Genomic DNA, 18,928 nt, shown 5'->3' on the forward strand with positions numbered 1-18,928 from the left:
TTGACCCCGATCGAGTTCGAAGCCATCATGACCACACCGGCCAGTCAGGCCGCGTGACCGAAACTGTCACCTGATCGTGCAGCAGACCCTGCCCACGAGATGGGTCGGTTCATCACGGCACCACCACATACGGCGGTTGGACACCGGCGATGACGGCGCCGAAGTCAAGCAGGGCTCGATTGCCCTGATTCCGGTAGCTGCTGTGGGCGGCGATGCTGGTGCCGGGAGTGCCGAAGATGCCCGGTGGTCCGGGATCAGCAGCGAGGCGGATGGCCCCGAAGTCCACCGTTGTGGGGTCGGGTCCCAATGTGAATCCGGTAGCCATGGTGATGATGTCGTTGTCCGCCCTGGAGGCGAAGACCTGGGCGGCGGGGTTCAGATCGAGTCCGCTCGCACAGTCGGCCAGCATGCCGGCTTCGAAGCTATCCAGTCCCGCTGCGTCATTGTGGTCGTAGCTGGTGTGCGCCGCCTGAAGTTCGCCGACATGGAAGTCTTCGCGCTCGGCGGCGTTGACGGCGTCGAGCACTGAATGTTTGTTCCCGTCTTGGGCATCAGCGCCGCGGCTGGCGATACCTGCCGCCTTCACCAGTAGGTCGGCGGCGTCGCGGACCTTCACCACGTCAGCAGCGGCGCCCTGTTGGAATGCTTCGGCGCCCGCGCCGGTCCACTGGGTGTCGCCGGGGCTGGCCGAAGCGTCGCGGATTTCGGTGAACGCGGCTTCCCAGGTGTGGGCGAGCCTGCTCCAGGCGGTGGCGTTGGCCCGCAGGAAGGCCCAGCTCGCGCCTTCGACCTGCGACAGCGTCGGAAAAGCCATCGCGGTCTACCTCGGTGTCCCGAGTCCGACGGCGGCACCGCAGTCGACACCGCTGCCGCGCGGGACCAGCGGGGTGAACCTCCCGCCGCCCTGGGGAACTGCGGCCAGGGCAGCTGCGCCGTTGTCGTCCATCGCTTCGTACTCGTGCGCTGCGTTGGTGAGTTTTCCCGAGCTGGCCGTCATTCGTCCACTCAGCGCCGTCGCGGCTGTGCTGGTGACAACGCGCGTGGTGCTCGCCGCCGCGCCGCTGGACTGCCACGCCGATCCGCTTGCCGCGGGCAGTGGCGGCGCGACCTGACCCGGCAGTGCAGCGCAGCGCTGCGCCAGCGTGCGCAGGCTGAGCGGGCTAACCCGCAGGACGGGGGAGGTCATGGGGGAACTGTATTAGTGAATGACTGTTTGCGGAATTCGCCGGGGCGTGGTGGGCCATTCGCGGGGACTGGCCAGCTCCCGCAGCGTGCGATAGCTTCCGCAAAGGACTCCAGCGAGAGGGGCAACGATGGCGTTCCTGGACCGGCACGCAGCAGCGGCAGTCGGCGAGGCCGTCCGGGTGTCTGCCGTACGGGTGCTCACGCTCGTGTGCGTCCTCGTCCCCGTTGTCGCGGCCTGCAGCCCACCAGGCGATCTAGCAAAGACAGGAACCGCGGTGGACCAGCGGGAGGTCATCGACCGGTTCACCAACGACATCTGGCCCGCCGTGGAGGGCTACGGGCTCTACGCTCAGGGCAGCCCTGAGTCCAAGCGGTTCTGGTCGATAGTCGAGCCAGGTGAGGCAAGCATGGTGCACGCTGCGGGGATAGACCTCGGGGTGGTTATGGGCGCCGACAACGTGCCGATCACCTTTCGGGTAGGTCCACTTCGCCTGGCGAATACCGCTGTGACATCGATCGATGCGACTGATGCGACGGTCGTCGCGTGCTATACCTACACCTCGGTGCCGCGCAACGACCCAGCCGATTCCGGGGTTTCCGCAGCTTCCGAAGCTACCTTCGCCCTGCACAAGACCGATACCTGGTACCTGCACAGCATCACCGGCGACCACGTCGTGCCGGGCTGCGGATCTGTCGACAGCTGAGGTGGTGGGACAGTGGGGCTTCGAGCTGCCATACCGATGAAATCCGCGCTCGCTCTGGCGGTCCCGTTCGTCACGGTCCTGGCATGTAGTCCGAGGAGTCCGACACCACCTCGAGCGCCAGACCAACAGATCATCAACCGTCTGACCAACGACATCTGGCCGGCCATGAGTTTGTACAACCTGCAGCCCTCCCAATCGAGTCCCGGCGCCGAGCAGTTTCGCGCCGTTATCGACCCCAGTCTCCGGTCCGGGGACACCGGCGCTGCCTACACCGATCTCCGCAGCGCAGCACGGCAACTCGGGCGCCAGGGGGAACACGACCCACAGACTCGAACCACCCTCGGCAACGACGGAATGAGTGTCGCCGACGCTGAGGTCCAGTCGGTCCACAACGACGTCGCCACGCTCAACGTTTGCTACACCTACACGCACTGGTGGTACGAGAACATCGTCGACACGCAGCGCGCACCCGGAGCATCGGAAGCCACCGTCGGCCTGGTCAACGTCGACAACACCTGGTACCTGCACAGCATCACCAATGACCACGTCGTGCGGGGCTGCGGACCTGTCAACGGCTGACGGTCCCGGAGGGGTGCACGGTCGTTGGGGGCCAGCGATCACAGGGGCGTCCCGGATCCCGAGAGCACCGATCCGCTCGGAGCAAGCTGGGCGGCGCTGTGCCGTGTACTTGTGCCACACCAGCATCATCATCGGTTGGAACCGCTGCCTCCGGCGGTGGTCGCCCTCGACCTGATGGAGTCGATGGACTCGCGAGTGCGCACCGTGGGCCGTGAGCGTCTGGCTCAGATGGTCGATTGCCTGCGGTGACCGGGCGGGCTGCTGTATCTACGCAGATCCCCGCGAGTCCAGCGCCGATGGCGAGCAGCCCCGCGAGCCCTCGTCCTCAGGACGGGAGGCGGTGGTCGGTTCGGACGTGATCGATCCCCAGATCGTGGTGCAGGATCCCCGGCGCGCTGGCACGCACCGGAGCGATGGCAGCCAGGATGCCCCAGCACGTCAGGTGGACAGCAGGATGTACGGCGTCGGGCGTATCGCCGGCGTGGAACGTGAATCGCGTGTTGCCGCGGGCATCGCCAGACTCGGTGCGCAGGCGCCACTGTAGGGGAGCGTCAGGGTCCGGGCTGTCGGTGCCAAGAACAGCGCGCGCGTCGGGGCCTCCGGTCCGGAAGACGGCGTCGCTCAGGAGAGCCTGAGCGAGTTCCAGCGACGGCTCGTCGGCCGAATGCTCGGTGACGGCCTGGGACAGCGTCACCGACTGCGTGCCGCGACTCATCCCGGAGAGGGCCCGCAAGACGTAGCCCGGCAGGGCAGCAGCATGTCCTCCCGTGGCGTGGAACGTGGAGCCGCCGGTGCGACAGGCGGTGAGCACGGCCGCGGTATCGGCGACCGGCGAGACGGTGATGACGTCTGTGCCGGACGCGAGTGCCTCGAGCACCGCCTGGGAGTCCGGTGGCCCGTCGGTGGCGAACACGACCAGATCCGCCGAAGCACCGTCAGTGACGAGTCCGAAGTTCGCGTGTTCAGTGATCTTGTGGGCCAGGTGTTCGGCGACAGCGCCGTCGCCCACCACGGCGACGGCGATGGCGGGCGTGGTGGCACTCATGCGGGCTCCAGTCGGTAGCGAGGTGCGAGATCGGGGATGACGACGCCGGGCGGGGCCGCGATGACCGCGGGCGCCGCGGACAGCATGGCGTTGACGGAGATGTCGGTGACGGCGTACCAGTCGGCGTTGAACGCTTCGTCGTCGGGCTCGCTGCGCATCTCGACCCTGCCGGGCTTGCCCTCCAGGGTGATGAGGTGGCCGCCGGCGAGGCTGTTCGGATGATCGGGCCCTAGGTGCGCGTTGCCGCCGCCTACGTGCCAGCACTCTTCGTTGGTCATGAAGAGCCGGTCACCGATATAGCCGCGGTAGGTCATGTGGATCGCCCCGACGGTGCCGGGCCGGATCACCGTGCCACCGGCAGCCACCTCGACCCGCGCGGGGACGGGGTAGACGTGCCGTTCGACGCGCACCTGTTCCGGGGGCACGCCCCACAGCTCCCAAGCGACGTTGCCGAGCACGGCGTCGAAGTAGAAGTGCTGCATCCAGGCGATCGCGTGGTCGTTGTCGACCGCGCTGAGCGGCTCTCCGAAGCCCAGGCTGGAGAGGCCGCCCCACATGCCGTCGGGGGCCGCGGAGAGGTCTCCGACTTCGAGGAACCGCACCTGGTCGACCTCCTCCATCAGAAGGGCGAGCCGGAGCAGCACCTGCTCGACCATCAGACCGGGGTGCAGGCCCGTTCCGTGCAGGGAGACGCCACCTTTCAGGCAGGCCTTCTGCAGGCGGACGCCGTCGGCGCGTTGGTGGATCGCGCGGCCGACGACGCCCCGGGCGAGCAGTTCGGCTCCGGGCCGCAGCGCGAAGCCGACGGGGGAGTTGACGGCCCGCATGGTGGCGGCCAATCCCTTGAGCGCTCGCTTCTCGGCTGGGCCGAAGACGTTGCCGGTGACCTTGAGGCGGGCCAGCGAGCGGAGTATCGACAGCGGCGAATGCGACTCTGAGAGCCAAGTCGGCTGGGCTGGATTGTGGAAGGCTGCCGCTGAGACGACGTTCTTGCCTGATTCCAGCAGTTCGATCACGTCTTCGTCCGCGCCCTGCAGGAGGGCAGGCGTGGTGGGAGTGTGGATCACGAGGTCGGCGTCCAGCGCGAGGATCGCCTCCTTCGAGGTGGTGGCGCGGATACCCACCGGGTCGCGGCCGGCGAGTACGCCGATATCCACTCCGTTCTTGTGCGGGCTGAACACCTTCAAGCCGACCACGTCGTAGTCGGGAGAATCCAAGGTGGTTTGAAGGGCCCGTCCGCCCATATCGCCGGGACCCCAGATCACGACCCGGATCGGTTGCTGCGCTGCCATGCACGAAATGTAGACGAAAGCCGCTCCTCGGATGATTTGGGTGCCAGACTGCGGACGTTGCCTCACTGATCGCGCCGACGTCGCGCGCAGCGGGGAATGGGTAGCCGGGCTCACGGTCCATCAGATTGATGGCCCACTGCGACAGGCAAACTCGGTGGCTGGAGTCGATACGTCCTCAGCGAAGGAAACCGGGACCGTGTTGGGATTACACGCTGCGCACGACGGAGCCGACAAGGGTTGTTTGCACCAGGAACACTGGCCCACGCCACCCGGCGCCGAACTCACGGACGACCCGGTAGCCGGCGATCTCGGAGATGCCCACGCGGTGAGCGGCAGGCCGTTCCCATGGTCGCGTCGTGCGGCCTCGATAGGCTCTCGGCGTGTCTCAGTTGCTTACGTGGTCCACCATCCTGACCTTGTAGCTGCGGGCCCAATCGTGACTGTGTTCGTGAACCGATTCTTCGTGGGATCGCGTCCGAACCGGCGGATGTCGCCGTCGGCGGCGCAAGTGGAAGGAGCATCAGGGGAGTCATGGGAAACGAGGCACTAGACATCGCCGTCACTGAGTTCGTCGCGGCGGTCGAGGAGCGAAACCGCCTCAGCAAGGCGCTCAAGGAAGAGCGACAGTCTGTGGCGAAACCGGTTACGCGCGAAACTGATGCGGTCAAGCAGTACATCGCCGCCCTCATTGCGGTGTACGAGAAGGTGCGCACCGAGCTTGAGGCGAGTTACGCCAACATCGCGTCGAGTGGCGCGGCGGTTATCGGGCTGACGGACAATCCGAACATCGTCAACCCGACCAGGCGCTGATGGACGACGCCGTAGCGGAGCGCGCCGAGTCGAACAAGGTGCAGACCCGGTTGCAGAGGTTGGAAGGCACCGGGGCGGGGAGGCTGGTCCTATTTTTAAGCCTGCTGCCGACACTGCTGCGCGCCTTGCCTCGTGAACAGCAGATACAAAAGAACCTGACCGACCTCACCTCCTACTACCTGCTGGAGATGATGGACGACGACACCGGCGGCGGCAACGACATCAACTAGGTCGGTACCAACGCCCGCGAGGCTCGAACTCGGGCGCGTGCACCCGACAGAGAAGCCCCGTCCTGCCGGTTCGCCGGATCAGGATTCCGGCGCGGTCTGCATGATCGCCGGAGCGGTTGTCGCCGCGCCCGGTTTAGGAAATCGGCACCGCCCGAAGACCCGGTCCGCGCGGGTTCATTCAGCGCTACGGGCTCGGACGGCGGGAAGCTTCGCCAGCAGCGGGAGGTCGAAGCGCGCGGCGCGCCGGCCCAGCCGGTGCGCAAGCCCGCGGGTACGGAGCTGCTCGGCGGCGCTCTGCAAAGGTTCGCTGTAGAACGCCAACTTGGTGGCATCGACCAGCGCCAGGTAACCGACCGTCAACGCGACCAGCGCGGCGAAGAAGATCCACGGCACGGTGGTGAACCCGAACTCGGCCCCAATGGGGGAGAACGTCAGCACGAGTCCCGCCACTAGCACGGCGACGGTGGAGGCGACCAGCGCGCCGCCCGGCCGGCTGGTGAAGAACGGAACCTTCTTGGTGCGAACGACATAGATGACCAAGATCTGCGTGGCAAGTGATTCGACGAACCAGCCCGTGCGGAACTCGCTTTCCCCGGCGTGCAGGACCCCGAGCATCAGTCCAAAGGTCAGGAAGTCGAACAGCGAACTCACCGGGCCGAAGGTCAGCATGAAGCGGTGGATGAACCCGACCTCCCAGTGCGAGGGCGTACGTAACTGCTCCTCGTCAACCCGGTCGGCCGGAATCGCCAGCTGCGAGGTGTCGTAGAGCAGGTTGTTCAGCAGAATCTGGCTGGGCAGCATCGGCAGAAAGGGCAGCACTGCCGACGCTGCGGCCGCGCTGAACATCGTCCCAAAGTTGCTCGATGTTCCCATCAGTACGTATTTGATCGTGTTGGCGAAGATCCGCCGCCCCTCGGCAACCCCTGAGGCCAGCACGCCGAGGTCCTTCTCCAAGAGGATGACATCCGCGGCGTCCTTGGCGACGTCGGTGGCGGAGTCGACGGAAATGCCGACGTCGGCCGAATGCAGTGCCAGCGCGTCGTTGACGCCGTCACCGAGGAAACCCACCGAGCGGCCGGTGTGCCGCAGCGAGGAGACAATGCGCTCCTTCTGGGTCGGTGAGATCCGGGCGAAGATCGTGCGCTCGTGCAAGACCTTGTCCAGTTCGGCGTCATCGATCTGCTCCAGCTGCGCCCCGGTCAGCGTGCCCTTGGACTCCAATCCCAATTCTGCGCAGACTTTTTCGGCTACCTGGGGATTGTCTCCGGTGGCGATCTTCACGTCGATGCCCAGCCCGGCCAGCCGCGCGAGCGATTCCCTTGCCTCATCTTTGGGGGTGTCGGCGAAGACGAGGAAACCCTGAAGCGTCAGAGTCGCCTCCTCGGCGGCAGTGAGGGTCTGGAGTTCACCAGCGGCACGGGTGGCCACCGCGACGACGCGTCGCCCGTCGGCGAAAAGCTCCGACAGCGTCCGGTGTGCCTCCGACGGGACGACTTCGCAGCGCTCCAGCATCTGCTCCGGTGCACCTTTGACCACCAGAATCTGGCGGCCGCCCTCGTTGATGAGTGCCGAAGTCGCCCGCCGAGTGTGGTCGAAGGGCAGGAAGCCGACCCGAGCAACGCCACCGCCGAGCGGTTGCCGACCCGCCCACAGCGCCGCGTCCAACTCGTTGGCGCTGGCTCCGCCGGTGGCCGGGTCGACGTCGGTAGCCATCAACCCGTAGCGCAGCAGCAAATCGGAGTGCTCCCCGGACGCGGTGACGGCGTCGATGAAGGCGAGCTGCCCGTGGGTCAGCGTCCCGGTCTTGTCCGTGATGAGGATGTCGATGTCGCCGAGGTCCTCGATGCAGACTAGGCGTTTGACCAGTACCTTCTTCTCCGCCAGCTTTCGTGATCCGGTTGCCAGGCTGGTGCTGACGATCGCCGGGAGCAATTGCGGGGTGATCCTCACCGCGATCGCGAGGGCGAACAGGGCAGCGTCGATCACCGGCCGGCCCAGCTGCAGGTTGATCACGACGATGACCACCGTCAGCGTCAACGCGACCCGCAGCAGCAGATAGGAGAAGCGGCGCAGGCCGGTCTGGAATGTGGTCTCGGGCTGGTTTTCGCCCAGACCGACGGCGATCCGGCCGAACTGGGCCTGGGCGCCGGTGGCGAAGACCACCCCGGTCGCTTCGCCGGCGTTGACCACGGTTCCCATGAACGCCACGTTGTGCATGTCGGCCAGCGACGTGCCTGCTGGGCACGGGGCGCTGGACTTGTCTGTTCGGCTGGACTCACCGGTGAGGATGCTCTCGTTGCACTCCAGCCCGGTGACGTCGATGAGGCGCACGTCGGCGGGAACCAACTCACCGATACTGAGCCGGATCACGTCGCCGGGGACGAGTTCGCTGACGTCGATGCGCTGGAACCGACCGTCGCGCCGCGCCACCGCCTGGCGTCGGATCGCAGAATGCAGCGCGGCGGAGGCCTTCTCCGCACGATATTCGTTGAAAAAGCCCAGGCCGACACTGACAGCGAGGATGATGCCGATGATGACGGCCTGGGTGTGGTCACCGAGCGCGTAGGACAACGCGGCGGTCACGGCGAGCAGCCCGAGGATCGCGTTGGAGAGTTGACGGCGCAGCACGGCGAGCGCACTCACCCGGCGCGTACATACGACGTTTCCCCCGAACCGTTGCATCCGGGCCCGGGCCTCTGCGGTCGACAGCCCGTCGGCAGAGGTGTCCAGATGGGTCAACACATCGGTCACGCTCGCCTCGGCAACCCGTTCGAGGTGGGCCGCCGCAGGCGCGTCGGCCGATGTGACGGCCATGGCGCCAGTGTCCGCCTAAGTGGCCCGGATTGCGAGAGCGTTCATCGCCGGCCAGCCAGCGCGGCTGCGGTCACCGAGTCGGCCGTCGTCTTGACGGGAATCGCAATTGCCACAGAGCACACCAAGACCAGACTCAAAAAGAGCGCGTTCAATGCGGCGTCCAGCAGGCCGTACATGTGCAGCATCGGCACGTGATAGATCAGATGCAGCAGGTTGAACGTCGACAGTGTGACGGCTGTGGCGAGCATCAATGCACGGTTGCCCAAGTAGACGAACGCTGTTGCGGCCAACATGGCAGTCGCAAGATACAGCGCGCCGACATCCTTGGCGAAGTGCTCATTGTAGGGCCCGAGCACGGGCAGCCACCGAAGACCGAAGCCCGGAAACGTGTTGTACCAGTGCAGTGGCGCACAGTAGGCCCAGCCTCCGACGAAAACTCCCGTGAGTGCCAGTGCGGTGAGGCAGCAGCGGTGCAGTAGTGGGTTCATTCCCCTAAGACGACGTAGCGACCGCAATCGTGACGGCCATCTGGTGACGCGCGCCACATCTGGTCCGGCGCTGTCACATTCCCGAGCTTGCTGGTGTCCCAAGGGTGTCCGCACACAACAGGAGGATCCAGATGTCTGCCAACAACGCACGACTGAGTTCACTGCGAAATCCCCATGTGGTCGTGATCGGTGGAGGCTACGCCGGAGCTCTGGCAGCGAATCGGCTGCAGCAGAACCCCGATCTCCACATCACGATCGTCAATCCGCGCCCAGTCTTCGTCGAACGGGTGCGCCTGCACGAGTTCGTCGCCGGTAGCGGCGACGCCACTGTCGACCTGGGCGCCCTGTTGGGGGACCGAGTCAACCTCATCGTCGACACCGCCACGAGAATCGATGCGGCTAACCGCGCTGTCGAACTGGCCTCCGGCTCGGTCGTCTCCTACGACTATCTGATTTACGCGGTGGGCAGCACGGGGACGGTGCCCGAAGGCGTCGCCGGTGCACGCGCCCACGCCTATCCCATCGGCGAGCTCGAACAGGCCGAGCGCTTGCGAGCTGCCGTCGATCTGCTGCCCGACGACGCCCCGATCTGCGTGGTGGGTGGAGGATTGACCGGAATCGAGGCCGCCTCCGAACTGGCCGAGCAGCGCCCGGCAGCGAAGGTGTCGCTGCTGTGCGGCGGCATCCTGGCCCCGGCGGTCGGGGAGAAAGCCCGAGAGTCGGTGCGCAGACAACTCACCACATTGGGCGTGAGCGTCGAGGACGACGCGGTGGTCGCAGAAGTCCTCGCAGACCGGGTCCGGTTGTCCGATGGTCGTAGTCTGCCCAGCGGCGTCACCGTGTGGACCGCTGGCTTCGGCGTTCCTGACTTGGCTCTGCGCAGTGGACTGACCACGGACAGCATCGGCCGGCTGATCACCGATGAGAGCCTCACCAGCATTGACGATCCCTGGATCTTCGGGGCGGGAGACGCATCGGCACCGGCAGGTCCGCCGCTGCGGATGAGCTGCCAGGCGGCGATGCCGCTGGCGGCTCGGGCTACCAGCACCGTGCTGGCGCGAATCGCGGGCAGTGAGGTGAAGGTTCTCAATCAGTCCTTCGTGGGCGCGAACATCAGCATTGGGCGCCGGCACGGCACCATCGCCGTCGCACACCACGATGATTCGCCGCGCAGTCTCTACATCGGCGGAAGGCTTGCGGCCTTCATCAAAGAGATGGTCTGCAGCACTGTCGTCAAGCAGATCGCCAAGGAGAGTCGTAAGCCCGGCAGCTACCGCTGGCCAGGGGCCAACAAGGCGCCGGTGCCGGTGAAGTCGGCGGTCGGGTAAGCCCGTGGAGGCGATCCGTGCGCCACAAGGCGCACGGAACGCCATCGGTGGTACCGAGTTTCGCGTTGTCTGGCGAGCCCCCGTGGGTGTAGAGAGGTCACCCAGGCAGCGGTTCGGCGCGCACCCGATGACCGGTCGGGCCCGGGATCGCAACCAAGGCGCACCCGCAGCGCGTAATGTGCTTCGACGAGTGATCAGCGGTAGCGCGGCCGCGCGCACCGGAGACCACCTGACCGGAGCGGAGGCGTCTTGCAACGCACGCGCCGGCGAATCACTTTTACCCTCATGCTGCTCTTCGGTGTTGGGCTGCCGGTTGCTCCGCCCGCTGCGGCGATGGTGATCTTGGGCGGCGGAGCCGTCATCGTGGTCGGTGGCGTCAACTACTGCACACTGACCACGATCGGTCGTGACCGGTCCGGCGATCTGGTCGGTTTCACAGCAGCGGAGTGCGGCGGGCCGGGCGCCGCGGTTGCTGTAGCGGGTACCGACGCCGCAGTGGGCACCGTGGCCGCGGTCAACGCCGACTTGCATTACGCGGTGATCAAGTTCGACGAACCCGATCTCATCCCGGTGTCGAATTACGCCGGAATCGGGATCAACGACATCGGCCCAGACCCGGAATATGATGCGCTGGTATGCAAATGGGGACCTGCCACCCCCGGCATCTGCAACCGCATCATGTCCACCGGCTGGCCGCGCGCGACCATGCGGGAGCAATTCGACCCCGGGGATCTGGGTGCCCCGGTGACCATAGACGGACTGCTGGTCGGCCTGGTCTACGGTTTCGGCGTGACCATGGGCAGCAAGTACTCACCCGCGCGCGTGGTCACCTCACTGACGAAGTTCAACGCGATCCTGGCTGACGTCAACGCCGGCGACGGCCCGGGCAGTGGATTCGTCCCGATCGGAAGCTGACGCAACGCCCCAAAGCCGTCGAACAACCGGCTCGGGGTGGGCAACCCGGCTAACATCTTCGCGGCCATCACGAAATCTCGGAGGTACCGGTGCGACGTCGTCTGCTGCTCAGTCTGTTCGTTCTCACTGTTGTCGCCGGGCTCGGCGCCGGCTGCTCCTCGCGCGCACCGCAGCCCGGCGGGCGGGCGGTGGTGATTGTGTCCGGCGGGGCCGCCACCAGTCCGTTCACCACACCGGATCAGGCGTGCGCGTCGGGGCTCGCCGCCGGCAACACCGACACCGCGCTGCGGCAGGACCTGCTCGACCACGGCTACGTGGTCTACACCTCACCGGCGATGGCCGGCCGCGGCCCCGTGACCGATCAGGACGGTTTCGGCGCCTTCGGCGACTGCCCGATCACCCTGCCGGCGAACATGACGGTCAATTCCACCGGCAGCATCGACACCGCCGGCGAGCACCTGGCCCGGTTCTTCACCTACCTGCGCGACACCCACGGTGTCAGCGAGATCGACGTGGTCGGCCACTCGATGGGCGGGCTGTACTCGCGCGCGGCGTTCCGGGTGCTGCAGAGCCTCGATTCGCCGATCCGCATCCGCTCTTTGACCACGCTGGGAACACCGTGGCAGGGCTCTTACCTGTCGGACTACGCCAATGGGATCTCACCGCTGTCGGGCTGCCGGCAGGATCGCTTCTGCGAAAACGCGATGAAGGGTATGCAGGCCGAGGTGCAACGGTTGATGGCCGGCTCGGGCCGCGAGGTCAACAGCGCATACCTGATGGGACCCGACGGCTGGAACGACGACCAGGCCGGTGTACTGGACCAGATCCCGGTAACCCTGATCGGCGGCAATCGGTTCGCCGCGCCCGCCCCCGGCGCCGACGCGGCGGTGTGGCCCAACGACGGCATCGTCGCGCTGTCCAGCGCGCTGGCCACCGACATCAGTGACCGTGTCCTGCCGCATCGGCAGTGCTTCACCACCGACGACACCCACAGCATCTACGTCTCCGACCAGGCCGGCCTGCGCTGGGACACGGCGCTGACCTGGGATCCCGGCGTCCTCGACCTGGTCCGGGAAGCCATCGACTCCGCGGAGAAGGCGATGACGACGCCCAACCGCCGAGACTGCCCGCCGGTCTGAACAGCGCCGCAAAGGCGCGAGGGCTAAGCCTGCGCGGCCGGCGCCTTCGTGACGGCGTTGACGGCAACCCAGGTGTTGTTGACCGCGGCCGTCCCGGTGAAGGTGTCCACCCGACTGGGATCATGCAGGTCGTTGACGTTGGCCCCGGGCAGGGATTCCGCATGACGCCAGCCCGTTCCGCGGTGGCCCCAGCCGTGGGGAATCGAAACGGTACCGGGCCGCATGTCGTCGCTGATGTGCAGCGGAACCTCGATCTTGCCCATATCGGAGGTCACCTGGACGAGGTCGCCCTCGTCCAGGCCGCGTGCTTGGGCGTCCTTTGAGTGCATGTGCAGCGTGCATTGGTTGCTGCCGCTGGTCATCGACGGCACGTTGTGCAGCCAGGAGTTGTTGCTGCGCAGCTGGCGTCGTCCGATGAGCTGGAGGTCGTAGCCGCTGGCGTCATCGCCGGGCCCGTCGAGCAGTGCCGCGGCTGCCGCAACGAACTCCTCCGGTGCGAGCGCAACCTTGCGATCTCGCGTGGCGATCACCTTGCGCAGCCGGGGCTGCAGCGGCCCCAGGTCCAGTCCGCCGGCGCTCTTGCGCAGCTTGCGCATCGATATTCCCTTGGGGCCCTTGCGCATCCAGCCGTAAGGTCCGGTCGCCAGGGTGAAGCGGGCCATGTGCAGCGGATTGATCGCCTTGATCAGCGGCTTTCGCAGCGGCGCCACGAGCTGCCGCAGGGGAGTCGGGAGCAGTTCCAGCGCGAGCAGGCTCAAGATTTCCCAGTCGTCCTTGGCGTCAGCGGGAGGTTCGAACGTCCGGTGCTGATAGCGGACGTTGTTGCGGACGCTGAAAACCGTGAGGAGCAGCCCGATGTCCTCGCGCTCGAGCGGCGAGACGGGCGGCAGGATGTAGTGCGCGTGCCGGCTCGTCTCGGTGATGTACATATCCACTGCCACATACAGATCCAGCGACGCCAGCGCCTCGTCCAGCCGGCCCTTGTGCGGGATCGACGACACCGGGTTTCCGGCGCAGGTGATCATCGCCTTGATCTGGCCCTCGCCCTCGGTCAGGATCTCGTCGGCCATGACGACAGAGGGGAGCTCACTGCGGAAGGACTTATGACGTCCCGAGCGATCCGTCCACGCGCCGTAGCCCGCCGGAATGTATTTCGCGAGGCGGGGGACATCGGCAATCGGCGTGGTGAACATGGTGCCGCCCGGACGGTCCAGGTTGCCGGTGACCGCGTTGATCACCATCACCAGCCAGCTCACCAGCGTCCCGGTCTCCTGCTGGCAGATGCCGATGCGGCAGTAGAGCGCCGCGGACTCCGCCGCCGCGTGGTCGCGGGCCAAGGCGTAGATGGTCTCCGCGTCGACACCGGCACGATCGGCGACCGCCTCGGGGGAGGCGCCGGACACCAGGCGGCGCAGCTGCGGCATGCCGACCGACTGCTCGGCGATGGCCGCTGTGTCGCAGAGGTTCTCGTTGATCAGGACGTGAAGCATCCCCAGCAGCAGGTACGGGTCGCCGCCGGGGCGTACCGCGACGTGCTGATCCGCCAGCTTGGCGGTCTCGGTGCGCCGCGGGTCGATCACCACGACGGTCCCGCCGCGATCGCGTACCGCTTTGATGCGACGTTTGGCGCCGGGCATGATCGACAGCGAGCCATTGGACACCGCCGGGTTGGCGCCGAGGATCACCAGCCGTTGCGTCCGGTCGATGTCGGTGATCGGGATGAGGATGTTGGAGCCGAACACCTTCCAGGCCGCGTACTCGTGCGGCATCTGATCGATCGATGACGCGGAGAAGAAGTTGGGCGTCAGCAACGCGGCGCGCAGCATCAGGCCGTAGACCGCCCCGGAACTGTGTGCCGCGGGATTGCCCAGGTACATGCCCAGGCCCCGATTGCCGTGAGCCTTGCGGATGCGGCGCAGCCGGGTGCCGATGTCGGTGAGGGCTTCTTCCCAGCTGACGGGTTCGAAGCTGTCGCCGACCCGCCGCACGGGTGTGCGCAAGCGGTCGGGGTCCTCGTGCAGTCCGGCCAACGCGGTCGCCTTCGGGCAGATGTAGCCGTGGGAGAAGACGTCATCGGGGTTGCCCTGGATGCGACTGACCTTTCCGTCGGTCACCGTGACCGCAATGCCGCAGTGGGCCTCGCACAGCGTGCACTGACTGGTGTGGGTGCCGTCGGCTGTCGCGCTCCGCGCGTTCGGCAGGGGCAGGTCGACCGTTGTCATGGGAGTCTCCATCCTCGGCTGCTATCGCGTATGGGCGTCATTGCCGACCCCCGACCAGCACGTTGGCGGATGCGCGCGGTACTGCGATTCTGGCACCGTCGCCGCCCCCAGCGCTACGCATCGGGCGACAACGGGTGATTGACCCGCGTGCAGCGTGCCCCTACACTCCGATACTGATAACGCCTGTTGTCAGATATGGTCAACGATGACTGGGAGTGCGCGTCCGTGACTCAAGACATGTCGGAAACCTGCCCCGCAGACAGCGAAACGCCGATCGCGGCAGGCTGTCCCGTGAGCAACGGTGGCTACGACGGGCCCCCGATTCCCCTGGGTCCGGACTCCCTGACCTGGAAGTACTTCGGTCAGTGGACGGGCCTGTTCCAGGGAACCTGGGCGGGCTCGATGCAGAACATGCACCCGCAGCTCGGCGCCGCGGTCAAGGAGCACTCGATCTTCTTCATGGAGCGCATCCCGCGCCTGATGCGGTCGATCTACCCGATCGGCGGCGTGGTGTTCGACGGCTACCGCGCCCCTCAGACCGGTGCCGAGGTCCGCGACTACCACATCGGCATCAAAGGCGTCGACGAACAGGGGCGCCGCTACAGCGCGCTGAACCCCGACGTCTTCTACTGGGCGCACGCGACCTTCTTCAAGTCGACACTGCTGGCCGCCGAGAAATTCGGTGGCGGACTGACCGAGGCCGACAAGCGCCAGCTGTTCGACGAGCACGTCCAGTGGTACCGCATGTACGGCATGAGCATGCGCCCGGTGCCCAAGAGCTGGGAAGAGTTCGAAGCGTACTGGGATCACATGTGCCGCAACGTCCTGGAGAACAACTGGGCGGCCCGTGAGGTCATGGACCTGTCGACCATGCCCAAGCACCCTTCCCTGGAATGGATTCCGGACTGGTTGTGGGCGCTGAACCTCAAGGTCATGCAGCGCTTCCTGACCTTCATGACCGTCGCCCTCTACGACCCGCCGATCCGCGAACTCATGGGCTACACCTGGAGCCCGCGCCAGGAGCGTCTGCACGGCTACTTCTGCAAGGCCGTCACGCTGGTCTCCAAGTACGGCCCGCAGCGTGCCCTGATGCACCCGCGCAAACGTTCGGCGCTGGACCGCGCCTCAGGCCGCCTCCCGGTGGACGCACCCCTGGTGCAGACACCGGCGCGCCACCTGCCGCCGGTTGCGTACCGCAACGACCCGCACTTCTACTGCCCCAAAACCGACTGAACCGGGGCCGCCTCAGCTGTTCAGCGACCACACCGAATAATTCAGTGCGGTCGCGAACAGGATCCATCCGAAATACGGCAGCAGCAGCAGGGCTGCGGTGCGGTGCGCTTTCCAGAACAGCGCGATGGTGACGGCCACGGCGATGTCGAGCACCAGGATGTCGGCCAGGGCCAGCCCCCGCCATCCGAGTCCGAAGAACAGCGGCGACCACGCCAGGTTCAGCGCCAGCTGGACGCCGTAGACGACGATCGCAGGGTTGCGCCACCGCGGATCGGTACGCCAGACGAGCCATGCCGCGACGGCCATCAGGACATACAGGACGGTCCAGACCGGGCCGAAAAGGTAGCTCGGCGGCGCCCAGCCGGGTTGGGTGAGCGTTCCGTACTTGGCTGCGGCGCCCGCGGAGCTGATCCCACCGAGCGCAGACACCGCGCCGACCAGGACAAGCGAAATCACCAGCGCAGCCAGGTGCTGAGACCGGGACTGCGGTGCTGTCGACGAACTGGTTCCCATGGGCGTCACCCTAGACCGGATCGGCTGCGGTGGCGCCCGAATCCCGTAGGGTGCGATCGTGGCGGCCGCAAGCAACACGGTGGTGCTGACCGAGGAGTTCCGAGAAGCGTTGGGGCTGCTGGCGGCAGGCCGAAACCTATTCCTGACCGGCAAGGCCGGCACCGGTAAGTCCACGCTCATCCGCCACTTCATGGCCGGCACCGACCGCAACGTGGTAGTGGCGGCCCCGACCGGGATCGCCGCGCTCAACGTCGACGGGCACACCATCCACCGCCTGTTCGGGTTCCGGCCCACCACGGCACTGTCCGATGTCATCGCCGGGGAGTATCGGCCCGGCCGATTCACCAAAACACTGGGCACGTTGGACACGCTGATCATCGACGAGGCGTCGATGGTGCGCGCCGACACCTTCGACATGATCGCCGGGGCGCTGCAGCGATTCGGCCCGCGACCGGGGACGGCGTTCGGCGGCGTGCAGATCGTGCTGGTGGGCGACCTCTACCAACTGCCGCCCGTGGTCGCCGAAGGCGAGCGGCACTATTTTTCGACCACCTATGAGACCCCGTACTTCTTCTCGGCGAACACGTTTCGCCGCGAGGACTTCCCGAGCGTTGCGCTGACGACGGTGTTTCGTCAGCTCGGCGATGACCGGATGACCGCGATCCTGAACGAGATTCGTGAAGGCGTGCTGCTCGGACACGCGCGGGCACACCTGGATGCCCGGGTCGACCCCGACTTCGTGCCCCCCGACGACGAGTTCTGGTTGACGCTGGCGCCGACCAACCGGCTGGTCACGGCCCGCAATCGTCAACACCTCGACAGGTTGCCCGGCGAGGAGATGGTGCACCGGGCCACCGAGTCCGGCGACCTGTCCTCGTTCGACAAGCCGCTCGAGGACGAGTTGCGGTTCAAAGTCGGCGCCCAGGTGATGATGCTCAACAATGACCAGTCCGAGCGCTGGGTGAACGGCACGATCGGACGGGTGGTGGGGGTGGGGTACAACCGCCACGGCGCAGTGGTCGAAGTCGAGTTCCCCGACGGCCAGATCACCGAAGTCGCCCCGTACACCTGGGAGGCCACCCGCCCGGTGATCGATGGCGGGAGTCTGCGTCGAGAAGTCGTCGGCACCTTCACCCAGTTGCCGTTCAAGGCGGCCTGGGCGATCACGATCCACAAGAGCCAGGGCCAGACCCTGGACCGGCTGGTGGTGGACCTGTCCGGCGGCATGTTCTCCACCGGGCAGCTGTACGTGGCGTTGAGCCGGTGCACCTCGTTGGCCGGGCTGGTGCTCAAACGCCCTGTGCTGCCCAAGGATCTGAAGGTGGACCGCCGAATCGCCCGGTTCCTGCGCGCCGCGTCCGCAGGCGACCGGTCGCGCCGCTTCTGTGCGATCGGCCTCCTGACCGTGGGTGAGCAGGGCCGGATGTCCCGGCCCCGCCCGGTGGAGCTGGCGGTGGCATTCGATGACGGCACGGCGGTGTCGACACTGGTCAACCCGCAGCGGGATCTGGCCGACGCGCGGCAGGCGTACGGGATCGGGGTGGCCGACGTGCTGCTGGCACCCACGCTGCGGGAAGCCTGGGCGGTGATCGCGCCGATGCTGGCCGGCTGCACGCCGGTGGGGGTGGATGTCGACGAAACGCTCGGCCTGATCGACTTCGAACTCAAGCGACTCGGACAGGTGACGCCGATGCCACTAGGCGTCGAACTGCGGGGCGCACGCATCACCGGCGGTACGGCACTGCAGCGTGCCCGGACCGCGCTCGAGCGTCTCGATGCCGTCGGCATGGATGCCGGCTCATCGCCGTTCGAAGAGCCCGACGAGACCGCCGCCCTGTCGGGAATCCTGCTCAGCCGCGATCCCGGCGTCACAACTCCAACGGCAGAACACCTTCCGGCGCTGTCCGCGCTGCTGCGGATCAGCCGAAGCCTGGGAGGGATCCTGCTGGGCACCACCTCTGTCGATCAGGTGCCGGGGGAGACCAGTTGGGAGCAGGCGGCGCGCCAGACCGCCGCCGACCAGCTGCTGCTCGCGGCCACCCGAACCCGGCTACCGGATGAGGTGTCGGCGCGCCTGCGCGACGCATTGAGTGCGCTGGGCGCCGAGCATCTGGCGGCTGGGCTGGCGCATACGCCGTCGATGACCGACGACATCGACGCGGCCCTGGTTCCCGGGGCCCGCGTCTGCTTCACCGGAACCGCGGTGAACGGTCAAGGCCGGGTGCTGGATCGCGACGAAATGGAGCGGCTGGCTGCCTCGGCCGGGCTGGCGCCGGTGCGCTCGGTGACCAAGACACGCTGTGAGGTACTGGTCATCGCCGAGGCGGGCACGCAATCCGGAAAGGCCCGTAAAGCCCAGGACTACGGCAAGCCGGTGTTCACCGTCGAAGAGTTCCTGGGATGGCTCGCGCGTCGATGACGCCCCGGGGCT

The 18,928-nt window shown here is 66.8% G+C and carries 17 protein-coding genes; 9 read left to right on the forward strand and 8 right to left on the reverse strand.

What is annotated here, in order from left to right:
* Positions 1-112 precede the first annotated feature (112 nt).
* Together LI92_RS06080 and LI92_RS22930 are read right to left on the reverse strand one after the other, a co-directional pair.
* Positions 113-814, reverse strand: a complete 702-nt coding sequence (locus LI92_RS06080) for a hypothetical protein (RefSeq protein ID WP_046317081.1) — start codon at positions 812-814, stop codon at positions 113-115.
* A gap of 6 nt (positions 815-820) precedes the next feature.
* The gene (locus LI92_RS22930) at positions 821-1,186 is read right to left on the reverse strand and encodes a hypothetical protein (RefSeq protein WP_152665352.1); all 366 of its coding nucleotides are present in this window, start codon (positions 1,184-1,186) and stop codon (positions 821-823) included.
* A gap of 127 nt (positions 1,187-1,313) precedes the next feature.
* On the opposite strand from LI92_RS22930, the gene LI92_RS06085 reads away from it, so the two are divergent.
* Both LI92_RS06085 and LI92_RS06090 read left to right on the forward strand, forming a co-directional pair.
* The gene (locus LI92_RS06085; protein WP_152665353.1) at positions 1,314-1,889 is read left to right on the forward strand and encodes a hypothetical protein; all 576 of its coding nucleotides are present in this window, start codon (positions 1,314-1,316) and stop codon (positions 1,887-1,889) included.
* A 165-nt stretch (positions 1,890-2,054) separates the two neighbouring features.
* On the forward strand, positions 2,055-2,468 hold the full coding sequence (locus LI92_RS06090) for a hypothetical protein (protein ID WP_046317082.1): 414 nt from the start codon (positions 2,055-2,057) through the stop codon (positions 2,466-2,468).
* Between the two features lie 325 nt (positions 2,469-2,793).
* Here the strand turns inward: LI92_RS06090 and LI92_RS06095 are convergent, their stop codons facing one another.
* Positions 2,794-3,513 (reverse strand): glycosyltransferase family protein, encoded by a 720-nt coding sequence (locus LI92_RS06095; protein ID WP_046317084.1) that lies wholly within the window; start codon positions 3,511-3,513, stop codon positions 2,794-2,796.
* Positions 3,510-4,805 carry a hypothetical protein gene (locus LI92_RS23670; RefSeq protein WP_046317087.1) on the reverse strand — a complete coding sequence of 432 codons (1,296 nt, stop codon included), beginning with the start codon at positions 4,803-4,805 and terminating at the stop codon, positions 3,510-3,512. Before LI92_RS23670 ends, LI92_RS06095 begins: the two co-directional genes overlap by 4 nt.
* Before the next feature lie 531 nt (positions 4,806-5,336).
* Here LI92_RS23670 and LI92_RS06105 point away from each other — a divergent pair.
* Positions 5,337-5,615, forward strand: a complete 279-nt coding sequence (locus LI92_RS06105) for a hypothetical protein (protein ID WP_046317089.1) — start codon at positions 5,337-5,339, stop codon at positions 5,613-5,615.
* Complete coding sequence (locus tag LI92_RS06110) at positions 5,615-5,845, forward strand: hypothetical protein (RefSeq protein ID WP_046317091.1); 231 nt, start codon at positions 5,615-5,617, stop codon at positions 5,843-5,845. Before LI92_RS06105 ends, LI92_RS06110 begins: the two co-directional genes overlap by 1 nt.
* Before the next feature lie 174 nt (positions 5,846-6,019).
* Here LI92_RS06110 and mgtA read toward each other — a convergent pair whose 3' ends face one another.
* Together mgtA and LI92_RS06120 are read right to left on the reverse strand one after the other, a co-directional pair.
* Positions 6,020-8,659, reverse strand: a complete 2,640-nt coding sequence (mgtA, locus tag LI92_RS06115; protein WP_046317093.1) for a magnesium-translocating P-type ATPase — start codon at positions 8,657-8,659, stop codon at positions 6,020-6,022.
* Positions 8,660-8,700: 41 nt separating this feature from the next.
* On the reverse strand, positions 8,701-9,147 hold the full coding sequence (locus LI92_RS06120) for a hypothetical protein (protein ID WP_046317095.1): 447 nt from the start codon (positions 9,145-9,147) through the stop codon (positions 8,701-8,703).
* A 131-nt stretch (positions 9,148-9,278) separates the two neighbouring features.
* Here LI92_RS06120 and LI92_RS06125 point away from each other — a divergent pair, with 131 nt between their 5' ends.
* The 3 genes from LI92_RS06125 to LI92_RS06135 all read left to right on the forward strand — a co-directional run bounded on the left by LI92_RS06125 (position 9,279) and on the right by LI92_RS06135 (position 12,529).
* Positions 9,279-10,475 (forward strand): NAD(P)/FAD-dependent oxidoreductase, encoded by a 1,197-nt coding sequence (locus LI92_RS06125; RefSeq protein ID WP_046317097.1) that lies wholly within the window; start codon positions 9,279-9,281, stop codon positions 10,473-10,475.
* A gap of 285 nt (positions 10,476-10,760) precedes the next feature.
* A complete protein-coding gene (locus LI92_RS06130) occupies positions 10,761-11,390 on the forward strand; it encodes a chymotrypsin family serine protease (protein ID WP_046317099.1) in 630 nt (209 codons plus the stop codon).
* A gap of 89 nt (positions 11,391-11,479) precedes the next feature.
* Positions 11,480-12,529, forward strand: a complete 1,050-nt coding sequence (locus LI92_RS06135; RefSeq protein WP_046317101.1) for an esterase/lipase family protein — start codon at positions 11,480-11,482, stop codon at positions 12,527-12,529.
* A gap of 23 nt (positions 12,530-12,552) precedes the next feature.
* Here LI92_RS06135 and LI92_RS06140 read toward each other — a convergent pair whose 3' ends face one another.
* Positions 12,553-14,751: a molybdopterin-dependent oxidoreductase gene (locus tag LI92_RS06140; protein ID WP_046317144.1), complete on the reverse strand. Its 2,199-nt coding sequence runs from the start codon at positions 14,749-14,751 to the stop codon at positions 12,553-12,555.
* Positions 14,752-14,976: 225 nt separating this feature from the next.
* On the opposite strand from LI92_RS06140, the gene LI92_RS06145 reads away from it, so the two are divergent.
* Positions 14,977-15,984, forward strand: coding sequence for an oxygenase MpaB family protein (locus LI92_RS06145; RefSeq protein WP_046317145.1), 1,008 nt, complete (start codon positions 14,977-14,979; stop codon positions 15,982-15,984).
* Between the two features lie 12 nt (positions 15,985-15,996).
* Here the strand turns inward: LI92_RS06145 and LI92_RS06150 are convergent, their stop codons facing one another.
* The gene (locus LI92_RS06150; RefSeq protein ID WP_046317103.1) at positions 15,997-16,497 is read right to left on the reverse strand and encodes a TspO/MBR family protein; all 501 of its coding nucleotides are present in this window, start codon (positions 16,495-16,497) and stop codon (positions 15,997-15,999) included.
* Between the two features lie 58 nt (positions 16,498-16,555).
* Here LI92_RS06150 and LI92_RS06155 point away from each other — a divergent pair, with 58 nt between their 5' ends.
* Complete coding sequence (locus LI92_RS06155; RefSeq protein WP_286134891.1) at positions 16,556-18,916, forward strand: AAA family ATPase; 2,361 nt, start codon at positions 16,556-16,558, stop codon at positions 18,914-18,916.
* Positions 18,917-18,928 lie beyond the last annotated feature (12 nt).

The organism is Mycobacterium sp. UM_Kg1 (assembly GCF_000972925.1).
Lineage (GTDB): Bacteria > Actinomycetota > Actinomycetes > Mycobacteriales > Mycobacteriaceae > Mycobacterium > Mycobacterium hiberniae.

Excerpts from the sequence above, each read along its gene's own strand:
- LI92_RS06080 (WP_046317081.1), bottom strand. The coding sequence starts at position 814 with ATGGCTTTTCCGACGCTGTCGCAGGTCGAAGGCGCGAGCTGGGCCTTC.
- LI92_RS22930 (WP_152665352.1), bottom strand. The coding sequence starts at position 1,186 with ATGACCTCCCCCGTCCTGCGGGTTAGCCCGCTCAGCCTGCGCACGCTG.
- LI92_RS06085 (WP_152665353.1), top strand. The coding sequence starts at position 1,314 with ATGGCGTTCCTGGACCGGCACGCAGCAGCGGCAGTCGGCGAGGCCGTC.
- LI92_RS06090 (WP_046317082.1), top strand. The coding sequence starts at position 2,055 with ATGAGTTTGTACAACCTGCAGCCCTCCCAATCGAGTCCCGGCGCCGAG.
- LI92_RS06095 (WP_046317084.1), bottom strand. The coding sequence starts at position 3,513 with ATGAGTGCCACCACGCCCGCCATCGCCGTCGCCGTGGTGGGCGACGGC.
- LI92_RS23670 (WP_046317087.1), bottom strand. The coding sequence starts at position 4,805 with ATGGCAGCGCAGCAACCGATCCGGGTCGTGATCTGGGGTCCCGGCGAT.
- LI92_RS06105 (WP_046317089.1), top strand. The coding sequence starts at position 5,337 with ATGGGAAACGAGGCACTAGACATCGCCGTCACTGAGTTCGTCGCGGCG.
- LI92_RS06110 (WP_046317091.1), top strand. The coding sequence starts at position 5,615 with ATGGACGACGCCGTAGCGGAGCGCGCCGAGTCGAACAAGGTGCAGACC.
- mgtA (WP_046317093.1), bottom strand. The coding sequence starts at position 8,659 with ATGGCCGTCACATCGGCCGACGCGCCTGCGGCGGCCCACCTCGAACGG.
- LI92_RS06120 (WP_046317095.1), bottom strand. The coding sequence starts at position 9,147 with ATGAACCCACTACTGCACCGCTGCTGCCTCACCGCACTGGCACTCACG.
- LI92_RS06125 (WP_046317097.1), top strand. The coding sequence starts at position 9,279 with ATGTCTGCCAACAACGCACGACTGAGTTCACTGCGAAATCCCCATGTG.
- LI92_RS06130 (WP_046317099.1), top strand. The coding sequence starts at position 10,761 with ATGCTGCTCTTCGGTGTTGGGCTGCCGGTTGCTCCGCCCGCTGCGGCG.
- LI92_RS06140 (WP_046317144.1), bottom strand. The coding sequence starts at position 14,751 with ATGACAACGGTCGACCTGCCCCTGCCGAACGCGCGGAGCGCGACAGCC.
- LI92_RS06150 (WP_046317103.1), bottom strand. The coding sequence starts at position 16,497 with ATGGGAACCAGTTCGTCGACAGCACCGCAGTCCCGGTCTCAGCACCTG.